Here is a 12,576-nt window from a genome sequence, read left to right as displayed (position 1 = left end):
AGTTCTAATCGAGTCTGTCAGCTAAAACTGCAGATGCGCAGCGTTGTCCCTCCACCCCAACGCTTTCTAGTTTCCCAGAAATCGTCACTTATAACCATACAAGCGCAGCGTAATCGTACGCATGGTAGTTGTCATGCTTGATCCTGCTTAAAAAGAAAAGCCGCTACATAGTAGTGTATCAAGTATAAACCCCGTACCTGCTGAGGTAGTACATGGTCGTCACGAACTACTCTTTAGGGCTATGCATATTCAGACATCTCATGCGTACGATTACGCTGCGCTAATCGTACCTACGTGGGCTGAGGAAGATACGGCATATTTACCATTCTAGTAAAATTCAATACCTGAGAAGCTGACATTCAACAAAAGTGTTTCTTCCCAAATACCGCTCCAATAGCAATGGGCACCTGCAATAATCGCATCTTTGATATCATTCAAAGCTTTCGTCGACTTTGTTGGTATCAGTACCTTTGTAACAGTGAACTCAAAAAAATATTCCCCGTCATCAGAACGTTTAATGGCATGGTAGGCTTCAAAAACTATTGCACATCCCTCCCATATCAAGTTGTAAAAACTTGGCCCTTCGCCTCTTTCTGGTGGCTGATTGCCCTGACCGCCGAGACTCAAAAAAACGATGCCTCTATCCTCATCTTCAGCATAGGAAGTTTGAAGCACAAATATAGGTCCGCATACCTGTTTTTTGTATTCTGTCCGCGTTTCAGGCGTCATATCTTTACATATGAATGTCATCGCTATATCATTTGATTTGAAAAGCCGGGTTACCACCAGGGCTTTACATTTTATCCAGCCCAGGTGGGTACGATTAGCGCAGCGTAATCGTACGCATGGTAGTCGTCATGCTTGATCCTGCTTAAAAAGAAAAGCCGCTACACAGTGGCGTATCAAGTATAAACCACGTACCGGCTGAGTTTAAGATTATGCATATTCAGGCGTCTCATGCGTACGATTACGCTGCGCTAATCGTACCTACGAAGGCTCAGGCTACTTCAAACATGCAGGTGTCTTATTGTCGGGACATCTCAGAGAAATAGTAAAAGAACCGTCTGCATTGGTGGTCACGGTGTTCATTTCATCTTTGTATTTTTTATAGAGATCTGCACCTTCTGCCAAGGCTTTATTGAGTTCTTCGAGTAGCTCTTGTCCAAAATGATAAGTTAATGCCTTGTCTCCTTTTGCCAGAGCTTCGTCTGCCTTCTTGGACATAGCGTTAAGCTCCTTGAGCCGTTTTTCAAAAAACGGCATGACATACTGTTTTTCAGATAAATCTATTGCATTGAACCAAAGCCAGTTTCCAAGTTCTTCGTTTTCCTTGGTGTCTCCGAGTTTTAATGCTTCTGCCATTATAATGTGGGTGACAAGGCCAGCGGCGCATTTTGCAAACTGTTCTGCCAGTGCTTTGTTTTCTGGTAGGGCAGTTGGCCGTTCTTTACTGGTACGTGAGTTTGGTGATGAATAGTTTTTTTTATTTTCTGCAAATCCATCGTGGGCACAAAGACTCAGACAAAAGAAGCAAGCCAGGAAGAATGAAAATTTTTTAAGCATTTTTTTAAGATCCTTGTCATGATTTTTGGGACGTAGGTACGATTAGCGCAGCGTAATCGTACGCATGTTAGCCGTTACTCTCTATTTCGCTCGAAAAACATAGCCACTTCACAATAATGAATCAAGTATAAACCTCGTATCTGCTGAGGTAGTACATGGTCGTCACGAACTATTTTTAGGGCTATGCATATTCAGGCGACTCATGCGTACGATTACGCTGCGCTAATCGTACCTACATTTTGCGCAGCTACATTTACTTGCGCACACCTGCGACACTCGCTGCTACTTGTTCCGCTAACTGCTTTGCAGCTTCTGACATCGCTGGTGCCACGGTTTCATAGGCGGTGCCATGCAAACTGACGATGAACACTTTGTGTTCGCGCTTGAGCAGTTTGCGGCTGCTATCGAGCACAACCCAGCTGGCTTCGAGCGTGAGTTGCTCGCCGCTTTGAATGAGGAGCTGGTCGACTTGTACTTTGACCTGGTAGCGTGGCAAGCTGTTGCCTGGGTTGGCAGCGACGCCTGCGTTGATGCCGGTGTCGGATGACAGCCAGGCTTCGGGCAGGTTTTTGCGCAGGTGGGCGGTGAGGGCGCTGGTCAGTTGTTCGTCTAGCGGGGCGATCCAGCGTTGTTCGTCGGTGACGATGGCTTCTGTGGCGGATTTTTGGATGACCAGTTGCTGGCGGTTCGCTGCCTCTGGCAGTTTGATGGTGGCGACCTGGAGTTCATATTGCGCTTCGGCCTGGTTGCTGCTGCTCAGCGGATAGTCGAGGCGGTACAGGTGTTCTACCGGCGGCGTTGCGCAGGCAGCCAATAAAAAGGCAGTCAGGGGCAGGGCGAGCAGCTTGGCGGTACGCATCATGGTTTTACCTTTTGTTTGCCAAACACCAGGGCATCGGGATGGCGTTCGAGCATGTCGGCCAGGTTGGCGACGGCGCGGGCGGATTTGGCGACTTGCTTCAATGATTCGCGCATGTCTTGTTGCAGCGGTGCGTCTTCGGCCAGCAGGGCGCTGGCGCTGTTCAAGGTGCCGCGTGCTTCTTTGAGGGTGGATGTCAATTCTGGTGTGACTTCAACATCAAGGCGGCGCACCAGTTTTTCTGTGCTGGCCAGGGTGGTATTGAGTTTGCTCAGGGCTTGTACCAGTTCGTCAGAAATTTTATCGAAAGGCAGCTTGTCTATCTTCTTGGCGATGCGGCCCACGGTATCCTGGATTTCACCCAGGCCACCACCGACGGTGGGCAGGACAGGGTAGTCCGTGCTCCAGTCCATCTTGGCTTGCGAAGCATCCGGGAAGAAATCGAGGGCGATGTACAGCTGGCCAGTGAGGATATTGCCACTGCGCAGCTGGCCGCGCAGGCCGCGTGAGATCAGGTGGTCGATCAGCGATCTTTCCTTGGCTTCGGTATTGTCATCGGGCAGGCGGGCACCGGATCGGGCGCGCGCCTTGAGGCGGTCAGGGTAGAGGCTGATTTCAACCGGGAAGCGTGGCACGCGGCCATTATCGGCAAAGTCCACGCCCAGGGATTTGACTTCGCCGATGACGATGCCGCGCAGGTCGACAGGCGCACCCTTGGATAAGCCACGCAGGGTTTCCGGGAAATACATGAGGAAGTTGCGCACCTTGGTATCCGGTGCTCGCATGGCATGTTCGCGGTCTTCAAACAGCGGGAAAATCGATCCTTCAAAGGCGGGCTTGCCACCGGGCAGGGCATCATCATGTTCCTGGAAGGCGAGGCCGCCTTCGATCAGTGATGTCAGTGATTCAGTCGTCACGCGCAAGCCATTGGCATCAAGCTGCATGTCGATGCCGCTGGCGTGCCAGAAGCGGGTATCGGGGGTCACATACTGATCATACGGTGCGTCGATGAAGACGCGGATGGTGACGCCCTTGCCATCACGGTCAAGCTGGAACTTGGTGACATGGCCCGCATTGATGTGGCGGAAAAAGATCGGCGAGCCATAATTGACCGAGCCAGTTTGCGCACCATGCAAGACAAATTCACGACCAGGCGAATCGCGATTGACCAGGGGCGGTTCTTCGAGACCGGTGAATTCATCAGTGGTCTCAGATGCTGAACCGACGTCGACGCTGATGTAATTGCCGGACAACAGGGTAGAGAGACCAGACACCGAGCCGCCAGAAATGCGTGGCTTGACGATGAAGAAACGGGTATCCGTCGCCAGGATGTCAGAAGCACTCTTGATGAGTTGCGCCGTCACCAGCACGCGCTTGCGGTCAGGCGAGAGGGCAATGGCCTTGACATGGCCGACATCCACATCCTTGTAGCGCAGCTTGGTCTTGCCGGCTTCCAGGCCTTCTGCCGATTTAAAGGTGATGGTGATGACCGGCCCCTGGCTGGTGACACTTTGCACCACCAGCCAGATACCGATGAGGGCGGCAATCACCGGCACAGCCCAGATAAACGAGGGCAGGCGGCGCTTGGGCCTGACCTTGACTACAGGGACGATGGCATCCATGGCGGCGACGGTCTCAGCGGTGTCGGCGGTATTGGTGGCGTTGGTGGTGTCGGTGGTGTTATCGGTATTGGCGGTGTTGACAGCGCCCACTGCCGCGCCGCTATTCTCTGCGGGCGGTGTGCCGGGATGTTCTGAAGTTGGATCACTCATGCGTCTTTGCTACCCAGATTAAACGTGAATCAAAGCTTTGTGCCGACAACATCGTCAGCACGACTACCGCGCCAAAGGCCAGCGCGCCACCGCCAGGGTGTATCGCCGCCAGGGATTGAAACTGCACCAGCGCCACCAGCACCGTCACCACATATACATCCAGCATGGACCAGCGCCCCACTGCTTCTACCATGCGAAACAACTGGGTACGCTGCAAGGGGCTCCAGCTAGATTTTTTCCAGCAGGTGTACAGCAGGAGGCTGATGGAAAATAGCTTCAGCAAGGGCACCACAATGCTGGCGAAGAATACCAGCAGCGCCAAAGGCCAGGAGCCGGTATTCAATAAGACCAGCACGCCACTCATGATGGTGTCATCCTGGGCACCAAAGATGGTATTGGTATGCATCACCGGCAAGAGATTGGCTGGTATATACAGGATCGCCGCAGCCACCAGATAGGCCAGTGACCTGGTCAGGCTGTTTTTATCGCGCAAATGCAGGGAGGCACCACAACTGGGGCAATGGGTGGCGGCCTCATCTTTGGTGCAGCACAGGGCTTCGCAAATATCGCAACTGATGAGCCCGACCGCCGCGCCCGTCTGGCCAGCCAGCCCGGCAGCGGGGATGTGGCGGTATTCGTGTTCAGACATGGGGTACTCCCGCCACTGGCAGCGGATTGTCGGTGGCATGGGCCCACAGCCAGACATTGCGTGGGGTCAGCACAGAGGTCATGGCTGCTGTAAAAAAGATCAGGGACGCACATGACCACAAGGCTGGCCCGATGACGATGTCGGCCATATGCTGCAGCTTGACCAGGGAGACCAGCAAGCCCAGCATGAAAATTTCTACCATGCTCCAGGGCCGCAGGGTTTGCAAGGCGCGCAAAGGCGCACCCAGGGCACGACTGGCATCGCCAAACTTGAGCAGGTACAAAATATAAATGGCGAGCGAAATCTGTAGGGCCGGTGCCAGCATGGTGGTGGTGATCACCAGCAGCGAGAGAATGTGCATGCCATCATCCCACATCGCCAGGGCAGCATGGAACAGGGTAGTGTCACGCGTCACTTGCTGCACTTTCAGTGCCAGCAGCGGAAAGCTGTTGAGGATCACCAGCAAGATCAATGAAGTGACGGACAAGGCCAGCGCCAGGTCCACATTGGCACTGCCGTTACGGTACAGCGTGGCCCGACAACGCGGGCAACTGGCAGCTTCGCCCGTCGCCAGTGGCAGATCCAGACAGACCAGATCGCACTCATGGCAGACGATAAATTTGTTGGCAGGCGTAATGGCGGGCTTCACGTTATGGTGCAGGGTCAGGTAAAAATCAAAAAATAGCGCAAAAATGCCAGCTTGTCAGTGTAATCAATTTTTGGGATTAATCATAGAATAACGGCGACGGCACCGGTTTATTGTGACTTTGCCGGGATTTTGCGGGTAAACCGGTGGGTAATGGTTTGCAACTATCTTGTTTTCCTTGTGCGTGCTGATCACAAGCGGGTCATGATATGAGCGTAACGTTAGGGCCCTTTGTAATGCGCCCTACATTAATCCAAGTTTGTGGTGCATGGCATGCAGGCGATACTGCTTTCTCTATAGTGAGCCGTCTTTGCAGGAATCATCATCATGGCCTGTAGCGATTTATGCTGAGTATTCAAGCTATAATTTAACTTGCTAAGCCACATACGACTCTTGCCTGTCATTTCTAACTGTAAACTATCCATGAGTGCAGATCAAATTACTGAAATCACTACTCTCATCCGGGAGGTCTTTAATCATGCGCAGGCGAATTCAAAGAGCAGCGCAGATCTGTGTGCATCGTTCGAGGTTGTTGGACTAAGTGATGCGTGGGCACAAGTAACCCTTACAGAGCTAAACGTTGCTTATCCGCTGCGTCATTCGCCAGAACAAGAATTGCACGACATCATTCAATTGCTACCGAAGGCAGAGTTGCTCTCCTGGGAACCAATGAAATATGCTACCTGGTCATTTGTTTCAGTAGCGCCAGCCGAGCTTGCCAAGGTAGTCGATTTAATCATCACCCGGCTCTTTGTACTTGTTGACTATAGTCTCAACGGTGAAATCTTTCGGCTGAAAATGCCCACGCCCGAGCCTTCTGCCGAGGTACAAACAGAACATGATCTCTCGCCGTCAACGTCAGATATGGACAATATGAACCAGAACGACAATGAGCGCTATATTGCAAAGGCTATCCATGCATGGGTTTGGTCGGGATTTTATGATGCCAATCGCGTCAACGAAATGCTTGACGATATCCTGGAAGAGGATGTCGATGAAACGGACATGAGGGCATTGATTAACCGGGAATTTTCTGAGAAGAGAAAGCAAGAGAGGAAATGGCCCGATACGACAGATTGCGACAAACTTGATGCCGCCTTCAACGAGTTGAATTCCAAATTGATCATCGCCATCCAAAACGCAGGATACACGACCAGCGATGGCCATGAAGACGTCAGTGAAATTCACTCAAAAATGCCACCTGGAACCTACCGTGGATATTGTTTTTATCACGGACAAGATGTAGAGCGAGCTGTAGTCGGGGGCGGTATCTTCCTCGCATTTGGCGACATGAATAATACCGAAGAAGGAAAATTAGAGCTTGCTGAACTCATTAAAACGATATTGCAATCTCATGGCTTGTTTGTTGAATGGGATGGTGACATAAATAAAAGAATCAGTATCCCACGTATGATTTGGCAAAGAAAATTGAGAACATCATAGGCGCTGCATTTTTATAGGCCCAATCCATATCCAGACGGCTGTTACCTGACCGGGTCCAGATAGGTATCATTATCTGCCGGTTCTTTATCGACCTGATGTCAAGTCACCCAGGCATGCATTTGCTCAAACGGCAGCGTCACTACGCGACTTTCCCCAGGCAAAAACGATAGACTTCTTTTGCCACCAGCTGCTTTTGACTGCAATCGAGATGCAGCTTCATAGTGCAAGATGTCAATAAATAACTCGCCGGAATGGGAGTCCTGCCCTCATGGTATACGGTCTTATAGTCTTATAATGCGTACTCCATGTTCACTGCAAAGCTGTGTCTCTCTATTCGTGAGGAAACGCCATCATGAAAAAAATGCAATTTTCTGATTGTTGTACAGGTATGCTGGTTTTGGCGCTGTCATGCGCGAGCTGGTGTGGCCCTGTCCATGCCAGCGAAATCAATGCCGATGGCCATGCTCTTGAAAAACTGCTGGACCAGACCCGTGTCACAGAATTATGGCCTGCCGGTGTCCATGTAAACTGGGAAAGTGGCGAGCCAGATGGCAGGATCGTCAAGGGTAATGGCAAGCATACCCATTGCAGCGCCTTTGTTGCCGCCACGGCCAAACGTGCAGGCATCTATCTGTTGCGCCCACCTGAGCATGGCCAGGATTTTTTAGCCAATGCCCAATATGACTGGCTCTCTGGCCAGGGGGCAGCGCAAGGCTGGCGCGAGCTGAGTAGCGCCGCACAGGCACAAGACAGGGCCAATCATGGGGAGGTAGTGGTCGTCAGTTACCGCAATCACAGTGACAACAAGCCCGGTCACATCGCCATTGTGCGCCCCAGTGAAAAATCAGACGATGAAATCAAAACAGAAGGCCCGCAAATCATCCAGGCTGGTGGCAGCAACTATAGCAGCACCAGCCTGAAAACCGGCTTCGCAGGCCATCCCCTGGCCTGGAAGAAGCAGGAAGTGCGCTACTTTGCTCACGTGGTGGAATGGGGCAGGCTGGGCGGGAACCCCAGTGGAAATGCCAAGTAAAAAATGTAATGGCAAACCGGTGCGCCATGCGCACCGCTCTAAGAATCTCACCACAGATGCACAGAGACGCATGTGCAATTTGCGCATTCATCCTGGGCAGATAGTAGGGTGCGTTATAACGCACCGTTTTGTGATCACGCAATATAGAGAGAATATGATTCGTTGGCATGGTGCGTTATAACGCACCCTACAAAACCTGGCCACGAGTAAGGTGCGCCATACGCACCAGTCCAAGAATCTCACCACAGAGGCACAGAGACGCATGTGCAATTTGCGCATTCATCCTGGGCGACAGTAGGGTGCGTTATAACGCACCGTTGTGTGATCACGCAATGTAGAGAGAATATGGGGCTTTGGCATGATGGTGCGTTGTAACGCACCCTACAAGGCTGTGGTAAGAGGTCTTGATTTTCTTTATCCCTACGCGCGTAACGCGCCAGCACCGCAAACGGTTGACAAGCCACACACCGTTTAGAACAACAACACTAAGCCCCATGTCCTGTGGTTTTTTGCGTCAACGCAATGTCTTCGGGCGGCGTTTTTGGCTTACGTAGCAACACTACGAAACAGAAAACGAAACGCAAGACCGAGCAAATCAACCCAAACATAAAGAGGGAAATATCATGAAAAAACTGATCATCGCCATCATCGCTTCCACAGTTGTTATGGGTAGCGCATTTGCACAGACACCAGCGAGTGCTTCTGCAACAACAGCAGCGAAACCTGCCTCAGCAGCGGCAGCAGCGGCAGCAGCGAGTGTAGCGAAATCTGCTCCGGCAATTAAAGTAGTCGCAGCTTCTGCCTCAGCTACAGCGTCCACGCCAGCAGCATCGACTCCAGCAGCACCAGCCGCTGAAAAAGCAGTCAAGCATGAAAAGCACGCTAAAAAAGAAGCCAAGAAAGAAGACGTAAAACCAGCATCCGCTTCAGCAACAGCAGCATCGAAATAAGTCGTCACGCTATCAAGCTATAAGTAAGAACACTGGCAGCATGGGCTGCCGGAAGAAACAAGAATCGCTCTCTCTACTATCTATATCAAGGAATATTAAAATGAACAAACTGATCACTGCTCTCATCGCTTCCACAGTTGTTATGGGTAGCGCATTTGCACAAACACCTGCTACGACAGCAAATAAAACCGTGGCGACAGCAGCACCAGCAGTAGTGGCAACGGCACCGGCTTCAGCAGCTACTGCTACCCCAACTGCGAAAGTGGTGACTGCCACTGCCATGGCATCGACTGCAACGCCTGCGACGCCTGTTACAACTAAATCGATAGCCGTCGCACCAGCAGAAGCCAAGCCTGTGACATCGGATGCAGAAAAAGCAGTAGAGAAACATGAAAAGCATGTCAAGCATGTCGCCCATGAAAAACATGCCAAGGCCAAGACTGATGTGAAAACAGAAGTCAAACCTGACGTGAAGGCAGAAGTGAAAACAGACACGGCCAAAGTCGCAGCGGCTAGCACGACAGGTAGCTCCAAGACAGCGGCAGTAAAATAAATTGTGTAAGTTGTTGTAGTCAGCAGGACTAGCATCAAACAAAAAGACGCGCCATCATTCGGGATGGCGCGTCTTTTTTTGTGCTTGATGTCAGGCTTGAAACGGTGCGCACGGTAGTCTGTAGGGTGCGTTGTAACGCACCGATTTTGCATTGCCGGTACTATTTTTAGCATCACAGCCGGTGCGTTACAACGCATCCTACTTTACTTTTTTTAGCATCACGGCCGGTGCGTTGCAACGCACCCTACATTGTCTGAATTGCTGCGAGATTTGCGAGTGGCGCAGCCTCATCGCAGGTATCAATGCTGATATCTACCAATCCCTGATGCGCGCTCATGCGTTTTTAAAAATCTGATGTGCATTAAGCATAGCCATGACTTCATCAAATTTCTCTCTGGCTGCGGCGCTCTGGGCTGCATCGTCCTTATCATATTGATGATATAAAATCGGCTCGCCGAGTTTTTTGCTGACCCAGGCCATGGTCATGGCGTTTGCGCGTTTGAGTCTGATATAAATGCTGACAGAATCTATACAGGTCTCGTCATCGCGATGCTCTCTATCACCTTCATGCCATACTACCCAGGCATGCAAGTCTTTGAAATCTATCGTCAATAGCCGATTTTTTTCGGGGAAAAAGCGATAGACTTCTTCTGCCAACAGTAATTGCTTTGCAAAATCCAGATGCAGGGTTTTTGTGCCTACATGCTGTTTTCTGGTCCGGTAATCCTGCACTGGGGTTTGCTTGCGCAGCGTTAGCCAGACACCAGTGACATAGGCCAGCAAGACGGCATATTGATTGATGACAGGGTTTGGTACGTCCACGACATTTCGGATGATTAACAACAGGATGACAAAAGCCGGATAGAGAATTATCCCCCACAGCAGCGGTCCCCATAAAAACAAAGCGGCAATAACAGACCACAGCGATGCATCATGGCTGACGATTTTCAGCATCACCAGATTACTCTTTTTTCTGAGCGCATACAGCAACTCGGATTCTGGTATGCCATAGCCGCCACCACGCTCGAAATTGTCGACGACGGCAGAATTGGTATTGCTCATTGATTTCCTTTGCTCGTAAATGCGGGGTGTGCCTTATAAAACCGCGCTGCACAGGCATCAATACTGATTTCTACCAATCCCTGATGCGCTCTCATGCGTTTTTAAAAATCTGGTGTGCACTGAGCATGGCCATGACTTCATCGAATTTCTTTTTGGCCAGCGCGGTCTCGGCGGCATCATTTTTATCGTATAGATGATAAAAAATAGGATCGCCCAGCTTTTTTCTGACCCAGTGCATATCCAGGTCATTGACATGGCGGGGCCGGATATGAATGTTGAGGGAGTCTATGCGGTCCCCGTCTTCCTGGAATCTTTTATCGTCTTCATGCCACAATGCCCAGGCTTGCAAGTCTTTCAGGGCAATGCTCCAGAGCCGATTTTTTTCCGGGAAATAGAGATACACTTCTTCTGCCACCATGACTTGCTTGACAAAATCCAGATGCAGGGTTTTTGTGCCCACGTGCTGCTTCCTGCTGCGATAATCCTGCATCGGGGTTTGCTTGCGCAGCGTGAGCCAGACTGAGATGACATAGGCCAGCAAGACGGCATGCTGACTGATGACAGGTGTTGGTATGTCGACGAAATTTCGGGCGATGAACAACAGGATGACCAAAGCCGGGTAGAGAGCGAGGAACCGCAGGAGTGGTTCCCAGAAAAACAAGGTCGTAAAGATCGACCAGAGTGATGCCTCCCGGGTGACGATCTTCAGCATGATTAAATTGCTTGAGTTTTTGAGTGCATACAATAACTCATATTCCAGTATCCCATAACTGTCACCGTGTTCAATATTCTCGACGATGGCAAAATTCGTGTCGCTCATTGATGTCCTTGATTGCCAGATGCAAATGAGCATGATCTTACCATTTTGTTTTTTTAGCAGCGAGGCGGTGCGTTACAACGCACCCTACAGACTTGATTTCATCTGCAGGAGCGGCTTGGCCGGAAATAGGTCGTACTATAAATTCTCGGCAATTGTTGATACTTGTTGCTCATTTATCCCCCTGGGTCACATGGAGTGGTGTGCGTTATAACGCATCACTTTCCCCTCCCAAAAAAAAGGCCCCGGACATTAACCCGAGGCCCTACATGATACTACTTACCAGCTACTACTGGTTCAAGACACCAGACTCAAGCCACTGACTGTATTCTATGCTGTGACAAGCACATAGTAAGACAAAGCGTTTTCATAAAAAATAACGAATTTATACTTAAGCAGCGTTCACGTAATCTCTAATATTCTCATGAAAGTCTTCTCGTAAGGCAAGACCATAGTAGAACATGGACTTCCAATTATTTGGTGAACCAAATTCCTCATCAAATGAGACGAACGCATTCTCGATCATATTCTTTATATCTGAGCGGCTCACTGAACCATTCTTCTTTTGAAATATAGAGCGGTTTGGTCTAGTTTTGATCTTTGACCATTCATTGCTTGCCCAATTAAAGATGTTGGTCTTCTTGACTATAGATTCGATGTGAAACTTTACCTGTTGGTTGCTCACATATTGAAGCACTCGTTCAACGTCTAAATCTGGTGCATCTACACTACCCGAAAAAGCTAAATAACAAATACGTTCCTTTAGCACAATATCATAATAGGGATGTAGAAACCTTTCTCCGTTTGGCCCCTTGAATTTTGTTAATTTAGTCTGATTACAACCGCAAGCGGGAACCAGATTGTGAGAAAATAAAGAGAATTCTGGATAAAATTTTTTGGGAACCACGTGATCAACTTGTCCTATTGAAAAACTACCACATAGAGGGCAGATGTCTGGCGAAGCCCTGTACCTAATTTCAGAAATATACTCTAAAACTTTAATTTTTCTTTCATAGTCTATTTGCAGTTCATTCTTTAACGCATTGTCTAATGCTAATGGCTGGTGTAGCAAATGTGGGTCACCGCGAGACTCTTTATAGTGTTGATATTCCGCTTCTATTTGTAATAAGCTTTGATTTAATAACGGAAAGTTCTGAAATCTTGTAAGCGGATACAAGGTTCGGATGACATGTGAGTCATCATGATTAGGCGGGCCAAGGTATTTCATT

13 protein-coding genes are annotated in these 12,576 nt (G+C 49.8%); 4 read left to right on the top strand and 9 right to left on the bottom strand.

The window, feature by feature from the left end:
- Nucleotides 1-327: 327 nt before the first annotated feature.
- From ACO0LF_RS27145 to ACO0LF_RS27120, 6 genes are all read right to left on the bottom strand, one after another.
- The gene (locus tag ACO0LF_RS27145) at nucleotides 328-729 is read right to left on the bottom strand and encodes a hypothetical protein (RefSeq protein ID WP_423019788.1); all 402 of its coding nucleotides are present in this window, start codon (nucleotides 727-729) and stop codon (nucleotides 328-330) included.
- A 273-nt stretch (nucleotides 730-1,002) separates the two neighbouring features.
- Nucleotides 1,003-1,563 (bottom strand): hypothetical protein, encoded by a 561-nt coding sequence (locus ACO0LF_RS27140; protein ID WP_423019786.1) that lies wholly within the window; start codon nucleotides 1,561-1,563, stop codon nucleotides 1,003-1,005.
- Between the two features lie 253 nt (nucleotides 1,564-1,816).
- On the bottom strand, nucleotides 1,817-2,425 hold the full coding sequence (locus ACO0LF_RS27135) for a PqiC family protein (RefSeq protein WP_423019784.1): 609 nt from the start codon (nucleotides 2,423-2,425) through the stop codon (nucleotides 1,817-1,819).
- Complete coding sequence (locus ACO0LF_RS27130) at nucleotides 2,422-4,194, bottom strand: intermembrane transport protein PqiB (RefSeq protein ID WP_423019782.1); 1,773 nt, start codon at nucleotides 4,192-4,194, stop codon at nucleotides 2,422-2,424. Before ACO0LF_RS27130 ends, ACO0LF_RS27135 begins: the two co-directional genes overlap by 4 nt.
- A complete protein-coding gene (locus tag ACO0LF_RS27125) occupies nucleotides 4,187-4,843 on the bottom strand; it encodes a paraquat-inducible protein A (protein ID WP_423019780.1) in 657 nt (218 codons plus the stop codon). Before ACO0LF_RS27125 ends, ACO0LF_RS27130 begins: the two co-directional genes overlap by 8 nt.
- Complete coding sequence (locus ACO0LF_RS27120; RefSeq protein WP_423019778.1) at nucleotides 4,836-5,492, bottom strand: paraquat-inducible protein A; 657 nt, start codon at nucleotides 5,490-5,492, stop codon at nucleotides 4,836-4,838. Before ACO0LF_RS27120 ends, ACO0LF_RS27125 begins: the two co-directional genes overlap by 8 nt.
- A gap of 420 nt (nucleotides 5,493-5,912) precedes the next feature.
- Here ACO0LF_RS27120 and ACO0LF_RS27115 point away from each other — a divergent pair, with 420 nt between their 5' ends.
- From ACO0LF_RS27115 to ACO0LF_RS27100, 4 genes are all read left to right on the top strand, one after another.
- The gene (locus tag ACO0LF_RS27115; protein ID WP_423019776.1) at nucleotides 5,913-6,932 is read left to right on the top strand and encodes a DUF6891 domain-containing protein; all 1,020 of its coding nucleotides are present in this window, start codon (nucleotides 5,913-5,915) and stop codon (nucleotides 6,930-6,932) included.
- A 352-nt stretch (nucleotides 6,933-7,284) separates the two neighbouring features.
- On the top strand, nucleotides 7,285-7,965 hold the full coding sequence (locus ACO0LF_RS27110; RefSeq protein WP_423019774.1) for a hypothetical protein: 681 nt from the start codon (nucleotides 7,285-7,287) through the stop codon (nucleotides 7,963-7,965).
- 623 nt (nucleotides 7,966-8,588) lie between these two features.
- Nucleotides 8,589-8,915, top strand: coding sequence for a hypothetical protein (locus ACO0LF_RS27105; RefSeq protein ID WP_423019772.1), 327 nt, complete (start codon nucleotides 8,589-8,591; stop codon nucleotides 8,913-8,915).
- 100 nt (nucleotides 8,916-9,015) lie between these two features.
- Entirely contained in the window at nucleotides 9,016-9,468 is a 453-nt protein-coding gene (locus ACO0LF_RS27100; RefSeq protein WP_423019770.1) for a hypothetical protein, read from the top strand.
- 333 nt (nucleotides 9,469-9,801) lie between these two features.
- Here the strand turns inward: ACO0LF_RS27100 and ACO0LF_RS27095 are convergent, their stop codons facing one another.
- The 3 genes from ACO0LF_RS27095 to ACO0LF_RS27085 form a co-directional block, all read right to left on the bottom strand.
- Nucleotides 9,802-10,530: a hypothetical protein gene (locus tag ACO0LF_RS27095; RefSeq protein WP_423019768.1), complete on the bottom strand. Its 729-nt coding sequence runs from the start codon at nucleotides 10,528-10,530 to the stop codon at nucleotides 9,802-9,804.
- A 91-nt stretch (nucleotides 10,531-10,621) separates the two neighbouring features.
- On the bottom strand, nucleotides 10,622-11,350 hold the full coding sequence (locus ACO0LF_RS27090) for a hypothetical protein (RefSeq protein WP_423019766.1): 729 nt from the start codon (nucleotides 11,348-11,350) through the stop codon (nucleotides 10,622-10,624).
- A 388-nt stretch (nucleotides 11,351-11,738) separates the two neighbouring features.
- A complete protein-coding gene (locus ACO0LF_RS27085; protein WP_423019764.1) occupies nucleotides 11,739-12,575 on the bottom strand; it encodes an HNH endonuclease in 837 nt (278 codons plus the stop codon).
- Nucleotide 12,576: the final 1 nt, after the last annotated feature.

Source organism: Undibacterium sp. Di27W (assembly GCF_049340345.1).
Lineage (GTDB): Bacteria > Pseudomonadota > Gammaproteobacteria > Burkholderiales > Burkholderiaceae_D > Undibacterium.
This window is presented reverse-complemented; position numbering and strand designations above follow the sequence as displayed.